This is a genomic window from Pseudomonas sp. B5(2017), from assembly GCF_002112825.1.
GTDB classification, from domain to species: Bacteria; Pseudomonadota; Gammaproteobacteria; order Pseudomonadales; family Pseudomonadaceae; genus Aquipseudomonas; species Aquipseudomonas putida_Z.
Window position 1 is genome coordinate 1 of the sequence record NZ_NEIR01000017.1, and the last position, 19455, is coordinate 19455.

Genomic DNA, 19455 nt, shown 5'->3' on the forward strand with positions numbered 1-19455 from the left:
ACCATGACCGCATCAGGCTGAAACTCAATGGCCTGAGCCCTGTCAGCTACAGGACTCAGGCCACGGGCTAAAACTGTCCAACTTTTCGGGGGCAGTCCAGGTACTGCACCGCCCTCAAGGCAGGTGCTATCCCTGTGGGAGCGGGCAAGCCCGCGAAGCAGGCGACGCGATTATTCCGAGTTGGTGTTCCACACCCGGAACAACGGCTCTGCCAGAAACAGCACGAACAACAAGCGCATCACCTGCAGCGCCGTCACCAGCGGCACCGACAGTTGCAGGGTCTCTGCCGTCAGGCTCATCTCGGCAATTCCGCCCGGCATCATCCCCAATGTCAGCGAGCGCAGATCCAGTGCGGTCATCACGCTCAATACCCAAGCGGCGCTGCCGGCAATCGCCATGCACAACGCCGTGGCCACCAGGGTACGCCCCAGGAACGACGGTGCGCGGCGGAAGAACGCGCGGTTGAAGTGGCAGGCCAGGCCACTGCCGATCAACCACTGGCCGATCTGGCTGGCGCCATTGGGCAGGGTTATCTGCAGGTTGCCCGCCAGGCTCACGGTGGCTGCCACCAGCAATGGCCCGAACAGCCACGGGTTGGGCTGGCGCAAGCGCTGCCAGAGCAGGGCGACGGCAACGCCCAGCGGCGCAATCAGCGCCAGCCAGCCCCAGCTCACACTGCCGGTGTGATTCAGCGGTACCCCGTCACCCAGCAGGAACTTGAACAGCGCCGGCACGCACAGTACTACCGCCAGCACGCGCAGGCTCTGCGCCGCCGCTACCTGGCTGAGCACCGCGCCGTTGCGCGCGCCAAGGTTGACCATCTCCCCCGAACCGCCCGGCATGCTGGCAAAGAACGCCGTGGCACGGTCTTCACCGGTGCGCCGCAACAGCCATACGCTGATCACGCTGGACAGGGTGGTGAACAGCGCGCCGAAGAAGATCAGCGCGAAATGGCTGGCCACCTGCTCGATCACCGCCGGGGTGAAGTGCAGGCCGATACCGATGCCGATGATCCACTGCCCGCATTTGCGACCATTGGGGATTTCCGGCAGCTGCCAGGGTGTCAGGCAGCGTACCAGGATGATCGCCAGCAACGAGCCGACCATCCACGGCAAAGGCCAGCCGACCTTGCTGGCGGCAAAACCGCCAGCGAGGCCGACCAGCCCGGTCGCGACAAACAACGGCAACGAGCGATCAGGCATCGGCCATCGCCCGGCGCTGCTGGCTGCGTTTGCGCCAGATGCGCAGCAGCGGCAGGGTCAGCATGCAAATGGTCAGTATCCATACCGACATGCTGATCGGGCTCGACCAGAGGATGCCCAGTTCGCCGTTGGAGATCGACAGCGCCCGGCGCAGGTTCTGCTCCATCAGCCCACCGAGGATGAAGCCGAGCAGGATCGGCGACAGCGGGAAGTCCAGCTTGCGCAGGATATAGCCCATGATGCCGATGCCGACCATCAGGAACAGGTCGAAGGTGGTGGCATGCACGGCGTACACCCCGATCCCCGTGATGATGGCGATCACCGGCACCAGCGCCCAGTTCGGCACGGCGAGGATGCGGGTGAAGATGCGGATCATCGGGATGTTGAGGATCACCAGCATGATGTTGGCGATGAACAGCGAGGCGATCAGGCCCCAGACGATGTCTGGCTGCTGTTCGAACAGCAGTGGGCCCGGGGTGATGTTGTACAAGGTCAGTGCGCCGATCATAACCGCGGTGGTGCCCGAGCCGGGTACGCCCAGGGTCAGCATCGGTACCAGGGCGCCACAGCAGGAGGCGCCGATGGCGGTTTCCGGGGCGGCCAGGCCGCGGGCGTCGCCCTTGCCGAACTTGCCCTTGTCACCTGCCAGGCGTTTTTCGGTCATGTAGGCCACGGCGCTGGCCAGTGTTGCACCGGCGCCAGGCAGCACACCCATGATGAAGCCCAGCAGGCCGCAGCGGATGTTGACCACGAATACAGAGGCCGCTTCCTTGAAGTTGAACAGCATGCGCCCGGTGGCCTTGATCGCCTGGTGGCCATGGTGGGTCTTTTCCAGCAGCAGGAGGATTTCGCTGATGGAGAACAGGCCCAGCACCAGCACCACGAACTGGATGCCGTCGGCCAGATGCACGCTGTCGCCGGTGAAGCGGTACACGCCACTGTTGGCATCGATGCCGACTGCCGACAGGAACAGGCCGATCAGTGCGGCAATGAAGGTTTTCAGCGGCTTGTCGCCGGCCATGCCACCGAGGGCGACGATGGCGAACACCATCAGCACGAAGTACTCCGCCGGGCCGAAGGCGATTGCCCATTTCGCCAGCAGCGGGGCGAACAGCACCATGCCGCAGGTGGCGATCAGCGCACCGATGAACGAACTCCAGGCCGACAGCGACAGCGCTACGCCAGCCAGGCCATTGCGGGCCATCGGGTAGCCATCGAGGGTGGTCATCACGGTCGAGGCTTCGCCGGGGATGTTCAGCAGGATCGAACTGATGCGCCCACCGTACTCACAGCCCAGGTACACCGCCGCCAGCAGAATCAGCGCCGACTCCGGCGGCAGGCCGAGGGCGAAGGCAATGGGGATCAGCAAGGCCACGCCGTTGATCGGGCCCAGGCCCGGCAGCAGGCCGACCACGGTGCCGATCAGCGTGCCGGAGAGGGCGGTGACCAGGTTGTAGGGGGACAGGGCGACGCCGAAGCCCTGGCCCAGGTAGCTCAAGGTATCCATGTGTCAGTTCTCCAGTACGCTCAGCAGGCCAAGGGGCAGGGGCACGTCCATCACGCGGTCGAACAGCCAGTAGAGGAACAGGCTCATGCCCACCACCACGATGGCGCTGTGCAGCCAGCGGCCGCCGTACAGGCGGGCCATGGGCACGCCGACCAGGATGGCGCTGAGGATGAAGCCCAGGGCTTCGAAGGTGCTGGCGAAAACGATCAGCAGGCCGACGCAGGCGGTGATCTTGATCAGGGTTTCGCGGTCCAGTTCCGGTTCGTCGTCCTTGCGCACGATGGGCGTGGGGCGGAACACCAGGTACAGCAGGCCCAGGCCAAGCAGGCCGAGCATCAACAGCGGGTAGGCGCGCGGGCCCACCGGTTCATAGGAAAACGCCGCCTGGTAAGGCCAGGCCATCACGGCCAGGGCGGCGCACACCGCCAGCAGGGCCAGGGCGAAGATGCGTTGCAGGATCATGAAGGAATCCTCGTTGTTCATCGGCAAGACGCAGATCCTTTGTAGGAGCGAACGGCGGTGGCGGCTTACTGGATCAGGCCAAACTCCCTGGCCAGTGCCTTGTAGTCAGCCACTTGCTTCTTCACATAGCCGTCCAGCTCTGCACCGGTCATGGCGAAGGGGAACAGTTCGCGCTGGTCACGCAGCTTGGCGAAGTCTTCCGAGGCCAGCATCTTGTCGAATGACTGTTTCCACCAGGCGTAGTCCTCGTCGCTCACCTTTGGCCCCAGGTAGAAACCGCGTACCACCGGCCAGACGATGTCGTAGCCCTGCTCCTTGGCGGTGGGGATGTCTTTCATCTCGGGCTCGTCCAGGCGCTTTTCCGAGAACACCGCGAGGATGCGCATGTTCCCGCTCTGAATGTGCGGCATGGAGTCGGAGATGTCGGTCGAGCCTACCTGGATATGCCCGCCCAGCAACGCCGTGGCGATTTCGCCGCCGCCTTCCAGGGCCACGTAGCGCAGGTCACGCGGGTTGATGCCGGCGGCCCTGGCGATCAGGGCGGTCTGCATCCAGTCCTGGCTGCCGACGGTACCGCCGGAGCCGATCACCACCTTGCTCGGGTCTTTCTTCAACGCCGCGACCAGATCGTCGAGGGTCTTGTAGGGCGAGTCGCTTTTCACTGCGATGGCGCCGTAGCTGGTGCCGACGGCGGCCAGCCATTTCACCGCGTTTTCGTCGAAGCGGCCGAATTTGCCCTGGGCCAGGTTCAGCAGCGAGCCGCTGGACCAGGCCACCAGGGTGCCGGCATCGGCCGGGCGCTGGGCGACCACGGCGTTGTAGGCCACCGCGCCGACACCGCCGGGCATGTAGGTGACGCGCATCGGCTTGGTGAGGATCTTTTCCTGCACCAGGGCGCTCTGCACCAGTTTGCAGGTCAGGTCGAAGCCGCCGCCGGGCGAGGCGGGGGCAATGCATTCGGGGCGTTTCGGTTCGGCAGCGAGGGCGTTGCCGGCCAGCAGCAGGCAGCCGGTAGCGAGGACGAGGCGGCGCAGTGAAAAGGTCATCGTCTATCTCCGTGAGCGTTGTTGTTATCAAGTTATCGCTATGGGGTTACCACAGCGCCACGCTGTAGCTCACCAGCAGCCGCACCTCGTCCGCGTCGCGGGCGAAGTTGGAGCGGAAGGTGGCGTTGCGCAGGCGCACGGCGACGTTCTTCAACGGGCCGCTTTGTACCACGTACTTCAGTTCGGTGTTGCGCTCCCACTCCTTGCCCTCGCCACCGGCCGCGCGGCTGACGTTGTCGCCACTGATGTAGCGAGTCATGAAGGTCAGGCCGGGCACGCCGAGTGCGGCGAAGTTGTAGTCGTAGCGTGCCTGCCAAGAGCGCTCGTCGGCGCCGGCGAAGTCGTTGATCTGGACGAAGTTGACCAGGTACGGGTCGGCACCATCGACGTACGGGAAGGCGCTGTCGCCGGACAGCTGCTGCCAGGCGGCGCTGACCTTGTGCCCGCCCAGGGCGTAGCTGAGCATGCCGTTGACGGTGGTGTTGTCGATGTTGCCGGCCTTGGCGGCGCCGGCGTCGTCACTCACTGCCAGGCGCAGGTCGGCGCCGAAGGTGCCCGGGCCCCATGGCTGGGTGGCGACCATGCCGATGAAGTGCTGGCGGTAGATATCGTCGAGCTGGGCAAAGTGGTAGCTGCCGGTGATGCGATCGGTGAACTGGTAGTCGAGGCCGGCCAGGTCCAGGTTGTCGGCGCTGAACGAGCCACCGAAGCGGCCGTTCTTGTTGTTCAGGGCCAGGTCTTCCCAGTTGGTATCGTTGCGGTCCTTGGCCTTGTCCAGTCGGCCGCCGGTGAAGGTCAGGCCCTTGACCTCCTTCGAGGTGAGCAGGCCGCCTTCGAAGGTTTGCGGCAGGATGCGCCCATCGTTGGGCTGCAGGGTCGGCAGTTCGGGGATCAGCGTGCCGATCTTCAGTTCGGTCTGCGACACCTTCACCTTGCCGGTCAGGCCGAGCTTGGAGTACTCGTCGGCGGCCTTGCCGTCATCGTGGGTCGGCAGCAGGCCGGTGTCGGTGCGGTCGGGGCTGGAGTCGAGCTTGATGCCGAGCATGCCCAGCGCATCCAGGCCGAAGCCCACGGTGCCATCGGTGTAGCCAGACTCGAAGTTGAGCATGAAGCCCTGGGCCCACTCGTCGCGCTTGGATTGCTGCGCACTGGTGCCGTCGCGGAAGTCGCGGTTGAAGTACATGTTGCGGGTTTCGAAGGTGGCCGTGCTGTCTTCGAAGAAGGCGGCCTGGCTCATCGGGGCGACACCGGCAAGCGCAAGGGCGCTGGCGATGGCGGAGGGGCGTGCGGCAAAGGAACGGGTAGGCGCGAACGCCTGCGGCTGCGATGACAGCATCACTGATGGCTCCGTTTATTGTTCTTATTCGTTGCACCTTGCTGGTGCTTTTTTCGGCGCGAAGGGCGACCGTGGTGCGATGCTAGGTAACCAACCTTTCGCTAACCTTTCAGCGTGAAAGGTTTGTCGACAGGGCTTCACAGGCCTGCCGACAGCGGTACACTCCGCGCCACCGTCCCACCCGAGCAGGGAGAATCCGATGCGTGTGCTGCTGGTCGAAGACCACCTGCAACTGGCCGAAAGCGTGGCCCAGGCCTTGAAAAGCCATGGCCTGACCGTGGATGTGCTGCATGACGGCGTGGCCGCCGACCTGGCCCTGGCCAGCGAGGAATACGCCGTGGCCGTGCTGGATGTCGGCTTGCCGCGCATGGACGGCTTCGAGGTGCTGGCGCGCCTGCGCGGCCGTGGCAAGACCCTGCCGGTGCTGATGCTGACCGCGCGCAGCGACGTCAAGGACCGGGTCCACGGCCTGAACCTGGGCGCCGACGACTACCTGGCCAAGCCGTTCGAGCTGACCGAACTGGAAGCACGGGTCAAGGCCCTGCTGCGGCGCAGCGTGCTCGGTGGCGAGCGCCAGCAACGCTGCGGGCCGCTGGTGTACGACCTGGACACCCGGCGCTTCGCCCTGGGTGGCGAAAACCTGACCCTGACCTCGCGCGAGCAGAGCGTACTGGAAGCGCTGATCGCCCGCCCGGGCCGGGTGATGAGCAAGGAGCAACTGGCCGCCCAGGTGTTCGGCCTGGACGAAGAAGCCAGCCCCGACGCCATCGAAATCTACATCCACCGCCTGCGCAAGAAGCTCGACGGCCACCCGGTGGCCATCGTCACCTTCCGTGGCCTGGGCTACCTGCTCGAGCACCGCGATGCGTGACAACGGCAGCCTGCGTGGGCGCTTGCTCGGCAACCTGGCCTTGTTGCTGGTGGTGTTGATGCTGGCGAGTGGCCTGAGCGCTTATTGGAATGGCCGCGAGGCCGCCGACACCGCCTACGACCGGACCCTGCTGGCCTCGGCGCGGACCATTGCCGCAGGCCTGTCCCAGCGTGACGGCTCGCTGAGCGCAGATGTGCCCTACGTGGCCCTGGACACCTTCGCCTACGACAGTGCCGGGCGCATCTACTACCAGGTGCTGGACATCCAGCAGCGGCTGATTTCCGGCTACGAGAACCTGCCAGCGCCGCCGCCGGGCACACCGCGTACCGACGATTACCCGGCGCTGGCGCGGTTCTACAACGCCACCTACCTGGGCCAGGACGTGCGCGTTGTCAGCCTGCTGAAGCCGGTGAGCGAGCCGAACATGAACGGCATGGCGGAAATCCGTGTGGCCGAGACCGAGGAAGCGCGGGTGCGCATGGCCCGTGGCCTGATGGCCGATACCCTGCTGCGCCTGGGGATGCTGGCGCTGGGCGCGCTGGTGATGGTGTGGTTTGCCGTGAGTGCCGCTTTGCGGCCGCTGGAGCGCCTGCGCACGGCGGTGGAAGAACGCCAGCCGGACGACCTGCGGGCCTTGCCGGTGGTGCAGGTGCAGCGTGAGCTGGGCCCACTGGTGCGGGCTTTGAACCATTTCACCGAGCGTTTGCGCGGCCAGTTCGAGCGCCAGGCGCAGTTCATCGCCGACGCTGCCCACGAGTTGCGTACCCCGCTGGCCGCGCTGAAGGCGCGGGTCGAGCTGGGCTTGCGTTCGGCCGAGCCGCAGGAGTGGCGGCAGACGCTGGAGTCCGCGGCCCAGGGCACTGACCGTCTGACCCACCTGGCCAACCAACTGCTGTCGCTGGCGCGGGTCGAGAACGGTGCGCGGGCGATTGCCGAAGGCGGCGCACAGCGCCTGGACCTGAGCCAGTTGGCTCGTGAGCTGGGCATGGCCATGGCGCCACTGGCGCACAAGCGTGGGGTGGCGCTGGCCCTGGAGGCCGAGGCGCCGGTGTGGCTGAAGGGGGAGCCGACGCTGCTCAACGAGCTGTTGAGCAACCTGGTGGACAATGCCTTGGCGCATACGCCGGCTGGCGGCAACGTGATCTTGCGGGTGCTGGCGCCGGCGGTGCTTGAGGTGGAGGACGACGGGCCGGGGATTCCCGAGGCCGAGCGTGAGCGGGTATTCGAGCGCTTCTACCGGCGCAGTGCGCAGGGCAGTGGGCTTGGCTTGGCGATTGTCGGCGAGATCTGCCGGGCGCACCTGGCGCAGGTGAGCCTGCATGACGGTGCGAAGGGCGGGTTGCGGGTGCGGGTGAGTTTTATCGCGGATTGATGTGTGGCCTCTACCAGCCCTTTCGCGGGTGAACCCGCTCCCACAGTGACCGCGCCGCTGCTGAAGGCTGCGCTATCCCTGTGGGAGCGGGTTTACCCGCGAAGAGGCCGGCACAGGCTGACACCGGTCAGCGCAACATGCTCCGCGCCTCGATCAGTTCACCTACTTCAAGCTCGGTGCCGTACGGCAGGCCCAGGTGGCGGTATGCCGGTAGTGCCGCCAGTGGCCGGTGGCGCCCGCGCTGGCTGATGCAGCGGGCGATCTGCACGATGTCGATGTAGTCGATCTTGTCAGTCTGCCGGTCCAGGTCCTGCACCTGGCTCGGCAGGTTGACCAGTTGCTCCGGAAACTCCCAGGCCTTGAGGATCTTGTCGCCCAGCACCGGCTGGATCTGCTCGATCACATAGTGCAGGCACACCGGATCGGACAGCAGTTCGTTGTGCTCTTCGGCATAGATCAGCACCGGCAGTGCGCCAATCTGGTTGACCAGCCCGCCGAGGGTGGCCTGGTCGGGCTTGAGTTGTGTAAAGCGGCGGCAAATTTCGTAGCTGATGCCCGCCACATCCAGGCTGTTGGCCCAGATATCACGTAACTTCTGCTCCACCGCCGGCGCCCGGGCGTGGAAAATCTGCTCGATCACCAGGCCAATGGCCAGGTTGCAGCTGTAGTTGATGCCCAGCCGCGTGATGGCGGTGTGCAGGTCGGTGACCTCGACCGCCGCGCGCAGCAGCGGGCTGTTGACGACCTTGATCAGGCGCGCTGAAAGGGCCGCATCGCGACCGATCACCTTGCTCAGGGCCGCTACGCTGATTTCGCTGTCTTCCGCCGCCTCGCGGATGCTCAAGGCAACCTCGGGCAGGGTCGGCAGGACCAGGTCATCCTTTTCGATGGCATCGAGCAACTGTGCTTGAACCATCTCGGCCAGCTTGTTCATGGGCGTGTCTACCGCAGTGGTGGTGCGGCCCCGCCACGTAGGCGGGGCAGGCTGGTCAACGCTGGATTTCCCGGTCGCGGTCCAGTTCGTAGGGCAGGGTCAGCACCTGCAGGCGTGGGCCTTCCAGGCTGCCCAGGTGCAGGTTGTCGTCTTCCACCGCTTCGGCGCTGAGCACGGCGAGCAGTTCGCAGCCTGTGCCGTTGCTGGCAGCGATGACCACTTCACCGACCGACGAACCATGGGTGGGCGAGAAGATCTCGGCGCCCGGGGCCGGAATGGCCTGCTGGTCCAGTGCCAGGCGGTACTGGCGGCGCTTGAGCTTGCCCAGGTACTGCATGCGGGCAACGATTTCCTGACCGGTGTAACAGCCCTTCTTGAAGCTGACGCCGTCGACGGCCTGCAGGTTGATCATCTGCGGGATGAACAGCTCGCGGGTCGGCCCCATTACCTGGCCGATCCCGGCGCGAATCTGCCCCAGCAGCCAGTCGCCGAGGCTACCTTCGGGCAGTGCGGCGGCCAGCGCCTGGCGAACGCTGTCGGCTTTGTCTGCCGGTACCCACAGCTCCACGCGGCCAGCGGACACGGCAATGGCGATCAACCCGTCGTGGCGCACGGTGCTGCCAGCTGCCGCAGGCACATCGAGCCCCAGGGCCTGCAGCGCCGCATCGCCGCCTTGCAGGCCGAAGCGTGCCCAGGCAGCGCTTTCATCGGTCAGCGTCGCCTTGGAGAACACGGCGTACTTCTTGAGGTCGGCCAGCTGGGCGTCGAGCAGCTCGCTGGCCATGGCCAGCAGGTAGCCGTTGCCTTCGGGCAGGATGCGGAAACTCGACTGCATGCGCCCCTTGACCATGCAGCGGGCGCCGAGGCTGGCGTGTTCCGGGCTGAGGTAGTTGATGTTGCAGGTCAGCTGGCCTTGCAGGAACTTGCCTGCATCGGAGCCGCGGACGGCGAGGATGCCCTCGTGGGACAGGGGGCAGAAGAAAGCGGAATCGGCCATGGGTCATCGCGGTGGCTAAAGACTGGCGGCCATCATAGAACGCCGGTAACAAAATAGGTAGGTGACTAGACCAACGCCCGGTGTCGCTTCGCTCGCCTGGCTGTATACTGGCGGGCCATTCGAGGAGGGCCCCATGGTCGAACAAACTGAACTCAACCGGCTTTTCTGGCACAGCCGCCGCGGCATGCTGGAACTGGACGTACTGCTGGTGCCTTTCACCCAGGAAGTCTACCCCACGCTCAACGAAACCGACCGCGAACTCTACGTGCGTCTGTTGAGCTGCGAGGATCAGGACATGTTCGGCTGGTTCATGGAGCGCACCGAGTCCGAAGACCCGGAGCTGCAGCGCATGGTTCGCATCATCCTGGACCGTGTCCAGCCCAAGTGAGTGCTTCGAGTGCCGCTGGCAAGGCTCGCGCCTGCTGGTGGCGGCCTACCTGGGGTGCCAGGTACTGGCGTGGTTCGCCGTATGGGCGAGCCCGCTGCCCGGGTGGTCGGCCCTTGCTGTTGTCGCCGCCTGTATTGCCCACGCTGGCTGGGCCATTCCCCGACGTATTCTGCTGACGCATGAGCATGCCGTTGTTGGCCTGCGCCGTGATGTGCGCGGCTGGCAGGTGTTCAGCCGTGCCCGTGGCTGGCAGCCGGTGCGCTTGTGCCGGGACAGCGTGGCGTTGCCGGCGCTGGTGGTGTTGCGCTTTGTGCGGGCGGGGCGCTGGTTGGGGGAGAGCCAATGCGTGCCACGGGATGCGCTGGGGGCTGATGAGCACCGGCGCTTGCGGGTGCGGTTGAAATTCAGCCGGCGCAGGTGGGCAGGGGTGAGCCGGGCATAACACCATACCGAGTTGGCTTCTTCGCGGGCCTGCCCGCTCCCACAGGTACTGCGCAAGCCTGCAAGGCAGTGGGATTCCTGTGGGAGCGGGCGCGCCCGCGAAGGCCGCGACACCGATTTCAGATCGGGCTGAGAATGGTGTCCTTGGCCTCGTCCAGCATCCCCGGGTAATCCAGGGTGTAATGCAGTCCGCGGCTTTCCTTGCGCTGCATGGCCGACAGGATCATCAACTCGGCCACCTGCGCCAGGTTGCGCAATTCGATCAGGTCGCGGCTGACCTTGTAGTTGCTGTAGAACTCGTCGATTTCGTCCAGCAGCAGGCGAATGCGGTGCTGCGCTCGCTGCAGGCGCTTGCTGGTGCGCACGATGCCGACGTAGTCCCACATGAAGCGCCGCAGTTCGTCCCAGTTGTGCGCAATGATCACGTCCTCGTCCGAGTCGGTGACCTGGCTGGCGTCCCAGCCGGGCAGGGCCTTGGGCATGACCACTTCATCCAGGTGCGCCTGGATGTCGGCCGCGGCGGCACGGCCATAGACGAAGCACTCCAGCAGCGAATTGCTGGCCATGCGGTTGGCACCGTGCAGGCCGGTGAAGCTGGTTTCACCTATGGCATACAGGCCCGGCACATCGGTGTGGCCGCGGTCGTCGACCATCACTCCGCCGCATGTGTAGTGCGCCGCAGGTACTACCGGGATCGGCTGGCGGGTGATGTCGATACCGAAGGCCAGGCAGCGCTCGTACACGGTGGGGAAGTGGCTCTTGATGAAGTCGGCCGGCTTGTGGGTGATGTCCAGGTACACGCAGTCCACACCCAGGCGCTTCATCTCGTGGTCGATGGCGCGGGCCACGATGTCGCGCGGGGCCAGTTCTTCGCGGGGGTCGAAGCGTGGCATGAAGCGCTCGCCATTGGGCAGGCGCAGCAGGGCACCTTCGCCGCGCAGGGCTTCGGTGACCAGGAAACTCTTGGCCTGCGGGTGGTACAGGCAAGTCGGGTGGAACTGGTTGAACTCCAGGTTCGCCACCCGACAACCGGCCCGCCAGGCCATGGCGATGCCGTCGCCGCAGGCACCATCGGGGTTGCTGGTATACAGGTAGACCTTGGCCGCGCCGCCAGTCGCCAGCACGGTGAAGCGCGCACCGAAGGTGTCCACCTCGCCGGTGTTGCGGTCGAGCACATAGGCACCCAGGCAGCGCTCGCCGGGCAGGCCGAGGCGACGTTCGGTAATCAGGTCGACCGCCACGCGCTGCTCCAGCAGCTGGATGTTCGAGCGCAGACGGGCCTGCTCCAGCAGCGTGGTGAAGATGGCTGCGCCGGTGGCGTCGGCGGCATGGATGATGCGCCGGTGGCTATGGCCGCCTTCGCGGGTCAGGTGGAACTCGAAGCCACCGTCGTCGACGCTGTAGTGCTCGTCGCGGGTAAAGGGCACGCCTTGCTCGATCAGCCACTCGATGGCTTCGCGGCTGTGCTCGACGGTAAAGCGCACAGCTTCTTCGTGGCACAGGCCGCCGCCGGCATTGAGGGTGTCCTCGACATGCGACTGCACGGTATCGGTATTGTCCAGCACTGCCGCGACACCGCCCTGGGCCCAGAAGGTCGAGCCGTTGGCCAGGTCGCCCTTGCTGAGCACGGCGACTCGCAGGTGGCTGGGGAGGTTCAGTGCCAGGCTGAGACCGGCGGCACCGCTGCCGATCACCAGGACATCATGTTGGAATTGTTGGCTCATGTCGGGACACTAGTATTCTTTGGAAGGGGCGCGGCACAATAGTCACGCGCCGATGGCATTGTGAAACTATCGTTAAAGCTGGCCGGGTTGCCTTTATAGCAGCCCCGGGTGGCCAATTTCCATGCCACTTGCCTGGTCGCGACAACCTTTGTGGGAACTTTCCGACATGGCCGGAAATCCTATGAAGGCTGCCCACGCGCCACAACTTTGCCGCGGCGACGCAGGGCGGCAGGCCTGTCCGGGCTGTCCCTGCGTACTCGAAACCTGATTATCGACGTAGCCGGCCGTGACCGTGCCGCGTCTTCCGTGCAACCCGACCAAGGGCTGCAGGAAACTTGCTTGGAGGGGAGAACTTTTGCGCAAAGCCCGAGTCTATGGTTGCAAGCCTGAACGATGGCTGTTGCAACGCTCCTTCGAGTTCACTGAGGAGTGTTCATGCTAACCCAGGAAGAGGATCAGCAGCTTGTCGAGCGCGTTCAGCGCGGTGACAGGCGAGCTTTCGATCTGTTGGTGCTGAAGTATCAGCACAAGATTCTCGGGTTGATCGTGCGGTTCGTTCACGATACCCACGAGGCCCAGGATGTAGCACAGGAAGCCTTCATCAAGGCCTACCGTGCGCTTGGCAACTTCCGCGGAGACAGTGCGTTCTATACGTGGCTGTACCGCATCGCCATCAACACGGCGAAGAACTACCTGGTGTCCCGTGGAAGACGGCCGCCAGACAGTGATGTGAGCTCCGAGGATGCGGAGTTTTACGACGGCGATCATGGTCTCAAGGATCTCGAGTCCCCAGAACGCTCGTTGTTGCGGGATGAAATCGAAGGCACTGTCCATCGCACCATCCAGCAACTGCCTGAAGACCTGCGCACGGCATTGACCCTGCGTGAGTTCGACGGGCTGAGTTACGAAGACATTGCCAGTGTCATGCAATGTCCGGTGGGTACCGTGCGCTCTCGAATCTTCCGCGCTCGGGAGGCCATAGACAAAGCCCTGCAACCTTTGCTGCAGGAAACCTGAGACAGCGGCGACAGCCAAGAGAGGAACCGCCATGAGTCGTGAAGCTTTGCAGGAATCGCTGTCCGCGGTGATGGATAACGAAGCGGACGAGCTTGAACTGCGTCGTGTGTTGAACGCCGTAGACGATGCTGAAACCCGTGCCACCTGGTCGCGTTACCAGGTTGCCCGCGCAGCCATGCACAAGGAGCTGCTGCTGCCCAACCTGGATATCGCCTCGGCGGTGTCTGCAGCGCTGGCTGACGAAGCCGTGCCGGCCAAGGCCAAGAAAGGGCCATGGCGCAGCATTGGCCGCCTGGCGGTAGCTGCCTCGGTCACCGTAGCGGTGCTGGCCGGTGTGCGCATGTACAACCAGGACGAGATCACTGGCGCCGAGCTTGCTGCCCAGCAACCTGCCCAGCAAGGCCTGACTGTGCCACAAGCACAAGGCCCGGCCGTTTTGGCAGGCTATAGTGAGAGCAGTGAGCAACCGACCGGGCCGATGGCCAACGGCGTGCTGCAGAACCAGGCCGGCTGGGACCAGCGTCTGCCAGGCTACCTGCGCCAGCATGCCCAGGAATCTGCGCTCAAGGGCACTGAAACCGCATTGCCGTATGCCCGCGCCGCCAGCCTGGAAAACCGTTAAGTAAGGAGGATCATGCGCGCGCTACCTCTCCTGTCGCTGCTGATTGGCAGCTGCATGACGGTGCCAGCATTGGCGGCCAATTCCTCGCCCGAGGCGAGCGAGTGGCTGAGCAAGCTGGCACAGGCCGAGCAAAAGCAGAGCTACCAAGGCTCTTTTGTCTACGAACGCAATGGCAGCTTCTCTTCCCACGAGATCTGGCACAGGGTCGACGACGGCAAGGTCAGCGAGCGGCTGTTGCAGCTCGATGGCGCCGCCCAGGAGATCGTGCGCGTGGATGGCAAGGTAGAGTGCGTCAGCGGGGCCTTGGCCAGTGGTGTGACAACGCCACCGGACACCGCGCAGCGTGTGCTTGATCCGCTGAAACTGATGGGCTGGTATGACTTGAGCGTGGCGGGCAAGTCACGGGTCGCCGGGCGCGATGCCGTGATCGTGACGCTCACCCCGCGCGACCAGCACCGTTATGCCTTCGAATTGCACCTGGACCGTGCTACCGGCCTGCCGCTGCGCTCGTTGATGGTCAACGACAAGGGGCAGTTGCTGGAGCGCTTCCAGATGACCCGTCTCGATACCGAAGCACCTAGCGACGACGACCTGCGCGCCAGCGCTGCGTGCAAGCCGGTGCAGCATGTGGCCGCTACCGCCAATGACACGGTCGCCGGCTGGCGTTCGGACTGGCTGCCGCCTGGCTTCGAACTGGTCAACAGCTCGGTACGCCGCGACCCCAAGAATGACAGCACGGTCAGCAGCCTGATGTACGACGATGGCCTGGCGCGCTTCTCGGTGTTCCTCGAGCTGGTAAAGGATGAGGGCGGGACCGACATGCGTACCCAGCTTGGCCCGACTTCGGCGGTCTCGCGTCGGCTGAACACGCCCAAGGGCAAGGTGATGGTCACTGTGGTCGGCGAGATCCCGCTGGGTACCGCAGAGCGTGTGGCGCTGTCGATGCGCCCCCAGGATGGCCAGGCGCGCCAGTGATGGCGAGCATTTGCGGGCCTGGCGTGCGGGCCATGCCAAGGCGTGCGGACATGCGTCTGAAATGAAATTAAAGCATTGTCATTTGCAATCCATCGGCAAATTTTCTATAGGTCAGGCTTCTTGGAGCCTGGCCTTTCCTGCTTTGTGCAGGGGCCTTTCTAAACTACCGCTCGTTGTGACGGGAGCCGTATGTCAATACCACGCTTGAAATCCTACCTATCGATGTTCGCCGCCGTGCTGATGCTCGGCCAGGTGCTCAGCGCCCAGGCCGAGGAAGCCCTGCCGGACTTCACTACCCTGGTCGAGCAGGCCTCGCCAGCCGTGGTCAACATCAGTACCAAGCAGAAGCTGCCGGACCGCCGCATGGCCGCCGGGCAGATGCCCGACCTGGAAGGCCTGCCGCCGATGTTCCGCGAGTTCTTCGAGCGCAACATGCCGCAGCAGCCGCGCTCGCCGCGTGGCGACCGCCAGCGCGAGGCCCAGTCGCTGGGTTCGGGCTTCATCATTTCCAGCGATGGCTACGTGCTGACCAACAACCACGTGGTAGCTGATGCCGACGAGATCATCGTCCGCCTGTCGGACCGCAGCGAGCTGCAGGCCAAGCTGGTCGGCACCGATCCGCGCACCGACGTGGCCCTGCTCAAGGTCGAGGGCAAGAACCTGCCGACCGTCAAGCTGGGTGATTCCGAGAAGCTCAAGGTGGGCGAGTGGGTACTGGCCATCGGTTCGCCGTTCGGCTTCGACCATTCGGTGACCAAAGGTATCGTCAGCGCCAAGGGGCGCACCCTGCCCAACGACACCTACGTACCGTTCATCCAGACGGACGTTGCCATCAACCCGGGCAACTCCGGCGGCCCGCTGTTCAACATGAACGGCGAAGTGGTGGGTATCAACTCGCAGATCTTCACCCGTTCCGGCGGTTTCATGGGCCTGTCGTTCGCCATCCCGATCGATGTGGCGATCGATGTCTCCAACCAGCTGAAGAAAGACGGCAAGGTCAGTCGCGGCTGGCTGGGCGTGGTGATCCAGGAGGTCAACAAGGACCTGGCTGAGTCGTTCGGCCTGGACAAGCCGGCCGGTGCCCTGGTGGCCCAGGTGCTGGAAAACGGCCCGGCAGCCAAGGGCGGCCTGCAGGTGGGTGACGTGATCCTGAGCATGAACGGCCAGCCGATCGTCATGTCGGCCGACCTGCCGCACCTGGTCGGCAGCCTCAAGGACGGCGAAAAGGCCAAGCTGGAGATCATCCGCAACGGCAAGCGCCAGAACCTCGACATCAGCGTTGGCGCACTGCCGGACGACGATGCCGACATCGGTACCGGCGCCGAAGGCAGCGCCGAGCGCAGCAGCAACCGCCTGGGCGTCTCGGTGGCCGACCTGACCGCCGAGCAGAAGAAAGCCCTGGAGCTCAAGGGTGGCGTGGTCATCAAGGAAGTCCAGGATGGCCCGGCCGCGATGATCGGCCTGCGCCCGGGTGACGTGATCAGCCACCTGAACAACCAGGCCATCGGTTCGGCCAAGGAATTCACCGAAATCGCCAAGGAACTGCCGAAGAACCGTTCGGTGTCGATGCGCGTGCTGCGTCAGGGCCGTGCCAGCTTCATTACCTTCAAGCTGGCTGAATAAGCGGCTTGGCAAGGAGAAAAGGGCAGCTTCGGCTGCCCTTTTTCATGAAAGTTCACAATTGCAGGGGCGAATGCTGTGTACAGCCCGATAGAGGAATCTCCCATATCCCGGCAGCTTAAGGTACAATTCCCGGCTATTTTTCGGCGGGCGTCCGGCTCGCAGCCTTTTCGAGTGTTGACCCGTGAGTGATTTGAGTCATATCCGCAATTTCTCCATCATCGCCCACATCGACCATGGCAAGTCGACGCTGGCCGACCGTTTCATCCAGATGTGCGGTGGCCTGTCGGCACGCGAGATGGAAGCCCAGGTGCTCGATTCCATGGACCTGGAGCGTGAGCGCGGTATCACCATCAAGGCCCACAGCGTCACGCTCAACTACAAGGCGCAGGACGGCAAGGTCTACCAGCTGAACTTCATCGATACCCCCGGCCACGTCGACTTCACCTACGAAGTCTCGCGTTCGCTGGCGGCCTGTGAAGGCGCGCTGCTGGTGGTGGATGCTGGCCAGGGCGTCGAGGCCCAGTCCGTAGCCAACTGCTACACCGCCATCGAGCAGGGCCTTGAGGTCATGCCGGTACTGAACAAGATGGACCTGCCCCAGGCCGATCCGGATCGCGTCAAGGACGAGATCGAGAAGATCATCGGCATCGACGCCACCGACGCCGTGGCCTGCAGTGCCAAGAGCGGCATGGGCGTGGACGAGGTGCTCGAGCGCCTGGTGCAGACCATCCCCGCGCCGGAAGGCGATATCGAGGCGCCGCTGCAGGCACTGATCATCGACTCCTGGTTCGACAACTACCTGGGCGTGGTCTCGCTGGTGCGCGTACGCCACGGCCGCGTCAAGAAAGGCGACAAGATCCTGGTCAAGTCCACCGGCAAGGTGCACCTGGTCGACAGCGTGGGCGTGTTCACCCCGAAACACACCCAGACCGCCGACCTGAAGGCCGGCGAAGTGGGCTTCATCATTGCCAGCATCAAGGACATCCACGGTGCCCCGGTCGGTGACACCCTGACCCTGTCCGCGACCCCTGAGGTCGAAGTGCTGCCAGGCTTCAAGAAGATCCAGCCGCAGGTCTACGCCGGCCTGTTCCCGGTCAGCTCCGACGACTTCGAGGACTTCCGCGATGCGCTGCAGAAGCTGACCCTGAACGACTCGTCGCTGCAGTACATGCCGGAAAGCTCCGACGCCCTGGGCTTCGGCTTCCGTTGCGGCTTCCTCGGCATGCTGCACATGGAGATCATCCAGGAGCGCCTGGAGCGCGAATACGACCTGGACCTGATCACCACGGCGCCAAGCGTGATCTACGAGCTGGAACTGAAAACCGGCGAGACCATCACCGTCGACAACCCGTCGAAGCTGCCAGACGTCTCGGCGGTCGCCGATTTCCGCGAGCCGATCGTCACTGCCACCATCCTGGTACCGCAGGAACACCTGGGCAACGTCATCACCCTGTGCATCGAGAAGCGTGGCGTGCAGCGCGACATGCAGTTCCTCGGCAGCCAGGTGCAGGTGCGCTACGACCTGCCGATGAACGAAGTGGTGCTGGACTTCTTCGACCGCCTCAAGTCCACCAGCCGCGGCTATGCTTCGCTGGACTATCATTTCGATCGCTACCAGTCGGCCAACCTGGTCAAGCTGGATGTACTGATCAACGGCGACAAGGTCGATGCCCTGGCATTGATCGTGCACCGCGACAACGCGGCCTACAAAGGCCGTGCGTTGACCGAGAAGATGAAGGAACTGATCCCTCGGCAGATGTTCGATGTGGCGATCCAGGCAGCTATCGGCGGCCAGATCATCGCGCGGACAACCGTCAAGGCGCTCAGAAAGAACGTACTGGCCAAGTGCTACGGTGGTGACGTCAGCCGTAAGAAGAAGCTGCTGGAGAAGCAGAAGGCCGGTAAGAAACGCATGAAACAGGTGGGTAACGTGGAGATTCCACAGGAAGCCTTCCTCGCCGTGCTCAGGTTGGATAGCTAGGTCCTATGTCGCTAAATTTCCCGCTGTTGCTAGTCATCGCCGTCTTCGTCTGCGGCCTGCTGGGCTTGATCGACCTGCTGTTCCTGGCCCCGCGCCGGCGTGCGGCAATCGCCAACTACCAGGGCAGCGTCAGCCAGCCCGAGATGGCGGTGGTCGAGCGCCTGGGCAAGGAGCCGTTGCTGGTCGAGTACGGTAAGTCGTTCTTCCCGGTGCTGTTCATCGTGCTGGTGCTGCGTTCGTTCCTGGTCGAGCCGTTCCAGATCCCTTCGGGGTCGATGAAGCCGACCCTGGAAGTGGGCGACTTCATCCTGGTGAACAAGTTCTCGTACGGCATTCGCCTGCCGGTGATCGACAAGAAGGTCATCGAGGTGGGTGACCCGCAACGCGGTGATGTGATGGTGTTCCGCTACCCGAGCGACCCGAACGTCAACTACATCAAGCGTGTGGTCGGCCTGCCGGGTGACCAGGTGCGCTACACCAGCGACAAGCGGTTGTTCGTCAACGGCCAGCCGATTGCCGAACAACTGGTGGGCACCGAGCCGGGCACCCTGGGCAGCGCCGAGCTGTACAAGGAAAAGCTCGGCGAGGCCGAACACCTGATCCGCAAGGAAATGAGCCGTTACCGCATGCCGCCGGACCAGCAATGGACCGTGCCGGCAGGCCATTACTTCATGATGGGCGACAACCGCGACAACTCCAACGACAGCCGTTACTGGGATGACCCGAACATCCCGAAGGAACTGCACGGCATGGTTCCGGACCGGAACATCGTCGGCAAGGCCTTCGCGGTGTGGATGAGCTGGCCAGAGCCCAAGCTCAGCCACCTGCCCAACCTGTCGCGGGTCGGTCTGATCCATTGATACCCATCGGCGCTGGCCAGCAGGCAGCGCCGAATGCATTTCTGACATAGGCTGTGTTCTCAGGGATCGGGAGATTCGCCGCACATCGCGGCGGGCC

Annotated in this window: 18 protein-coding genes; 10 read left to right on the top strand and 8 right to left on the bottom strand. The window is 64.3% G+C overall.

The window, feature by feature from the left end:
* Positions 1-170: 170 nt before the first annotated feature.
* The 5 genes from CAG00_RS23125 to CAG00_RS23145 form a co-directional block, all read right to left on the bottom strand.
* Positions 171-1202, bottom strand: a complete 1032-nt coding sequence (locus CAG00_RS23125) for an AbrB family transcriptional regulator (RefSeq protein ID WP_085590287.1) — start codon at positions 1200-1202, stop codon at positions 171-173.
* Positions 1195-2709: a tripartite tricarboxylate transporter permease gene (locus CAG00_RS23130; RefSeq protein WP_085665426.1), complete on the bottom strand. Its 1515-nt coding sequence runs from the start codon at positions 2707-2709 to the stop codon at positions 1195-1197. Before CAG00_RS23130 ends, CAG00_RS23125 begins: the two co-directional genes overlap by 8 nt.
* A 3-nt stretch (positions 2710-2712) precedes the next feature.
* Complete coding sequence (locus CAG00_RS23135; protein ID WP_046614795.1) at positions 2713-3171, bottom strand: tripartite tricarboxylate transporter TctB family protein; 459 nt, start codon at positions 3169-3171, stop codon at positions 2713-2715.
* Between the two features lie 65 nt (positions 3172-3236).
* Complete coding sequence (locus tag CAG00_RS23140) at positions 3237-4217, bottom strand: tripartite tricarboxylate transporter substrate binding protein (protein WP_085665427.1); 981 nt, start codon at positions 4215-4217, stop codon at positions 3237-3239.
* A 46-nt stretch (positions 4218-4263) separates the two neighbouring features.
* Entirely contained in the window at positions 4264-5553 is a 1290-nt protein-coding gene (locus CAG00_RS23145; RefSeq protein WP_025340434.1) for an OprD family porin, read from the bottom strand.
* Positions 5554-5752: 199 nt separating this feature from the next.
* Between CAG00_RS23145 and CAG00_RS23150 the strand changes: the two genes are divergently transcribed.
* Together CAG00_RS23150 and CAG00_RS23155 are read left to right on the top strand one after the other, a co-directional pair.
* Entirely contained in the window at positions 5753-6424 is a 672-nt protein-coding gene (locus CAG00_RS23150; protein WP_025340433.1) for a response regulator, read from the top strand.
* Complete coding sequence (locus CAG00_RS23155) at positions 6417-7796, top strand: sensor histidine kinase (protein ID WP_025340432.1); 1380 nt, start codon at positions 6417-6419, stop codon at positions 7794-7796. The genes CAG00_RS23150 and CAG00_RS23155 overlap by 8 nt, the downstream gene beginning before the upstream one ends.
* 127 nt (positions 7797-7923) lie before the next feature.
* On the opposite strand, the gene CAG00_RS23160 is transcribed toward CAG00_RS23155, so the two are convergent.
* Both CAG00_RS23160 and CAG00_RS23165 read right to left on the bottom strand, forming a co-directional pair.
* Positions 7924-8730, bottom strand: a complete 807-nt coding sequence (locus CAG00_RS23160) for an HDOD domain-containing protein (RefSeq protein ID WP_015271603.1) — start codon at positions 8728-8730, stop codon at positions 7924-7926.
* Between the two features lie 55 nt (positions 8731-8785).
* On the bottom strand, positions 8786-9727 hold the full coding sequence (locus tag CAG00_RS23165; RefSeq protein ID WP_025340430.1) for a folate-binding protein YgfZ: 942 nt from the start codon (positions 9725-9727) through the stop codon (positions 8786-8788).
* A gap of 133 nt (positions 9728-9860) precedes the next feature.
* Here CAG00_RS23165 and CAG00_RS23170 point away from each other — a divergent pair, with 133 nt between their 5' ends.
* Both CAG00_RS23170 and CAG00_RS23175 read left to right on the top strand, forming a co-directional pair.
* The gene (locus tag CAG00_RS23170) at positions 9861-10115 is read left to right on the top strand and encodes a succinate dehydrogenase assembly factor 2 (RefSeq protein ID WP_003252043.1); all 255 of its coding nucleotides are present in this window, start codon (positions 9861-9863) and stop codon (positions 10113-10115) included.
* A complete protein-coding gene (locus tag CAG00_RS23175) occupies positions 10099-10557 on the top strand; it encodes a protein YgfX (protein WP_085665428.1) in 459 nt (152 codons plus the stop codon). Before CAG00_RS23170 ends, CAG00_RS23175 begins: the two co-directional genes overlap by 17 nt.
* A gap of 118 nt (positions 10558-10675) precedes the next feature.
* Here the strand turns inward: CAG00_RS23175 and nadB are convergent, their stop codons facing one another.
* Entirely contained in the window at positions 10676-12280 is a 1605-nt protein-coding gene (nadB, locus tag CAG00_RS23180) for an L-aspartate oxidase (protein WP_085665429.1), read from the bottom strand.
* A gap of 435 nt (positions 12281-12715) precedes the next feature.
* On the opposite strand from nadB, the gene rpoE reads away from it, so the two are divergent.
* The 6 genes from rpoE (at position 12716) to lepB (ending at position 19358) form a co-directional block, all read left to right on the top strand.
* A complete protein-coding gene (rpoE, locus tag CAG00_RS23185) occupies positions 12716-13297 on the top strand; it encodes an RNA polymerase sigma factor RpoE (protein WP_003252049.1) in 582 nt (193 codons plus the stop codon).
* 31 nt (positions 13298-13328) lie between these two features.
* Complete coding sequence (locus tag CAG00_RS23190) at positions 13329-13919, top strand: sigma-E factor negative regulatory protein (RefSeq protein ID WP_075046173.1); 591 nt, start codon at positions 13329-13331, stop codon at positions 13917-13919.
* 12 nt (positions 13920-13931) lie between these two features.
* Positions 13932-14894, top strand: a complete 963-nt coding sequence (locus CAG00_RS23195) for a MucB/RseB C-terminal domain-containing protein (RefSeq protein ID WP_085665430.1) — start codon at positions 13932-13934, stop codon at positions 14892-14894.
* 222 nt (positions 14895-15116) lie between these two features.
* Entirely contained in the window at positions 15117-16517 is a 1401-nt protein-coding gene (locus tag CAG00_RS23200; RefSeq protein WP_371257967.1) for a DegQ family serine endoprotease, read from the top strand.
* Positions 16518-16698: 181 nt separating this feature from the next.
* The gene (gene lepA, locus CAG00_RS23205) at positions 16699-18498 is read left to right on the top strand and encodes a translation elongation factor 4 (RefSeq protein WP_013973995.1); all 1800 of its coding nucleotides are present in this window, start codon (positions 16699-16701) and stop codon (positions 18496-18498) included.
* A 5-nt stretch (positions 18499-18503) separates the two neighbouring features.
* Positions 18504-19358 carry a signal peptidase I gene (lepB, locus tag CAG00_RS23210; RefSeq protein ID WP_003258486.1) on the top strand — a complete coding sequence of 285 codons (855 nt, stop codon included), beginning with the start codon at positions 18504-18506 and terminating at the stop codon, positions 19356-19358.
* Positions 19359-19455: the final 97 nt, after the last annotated feature.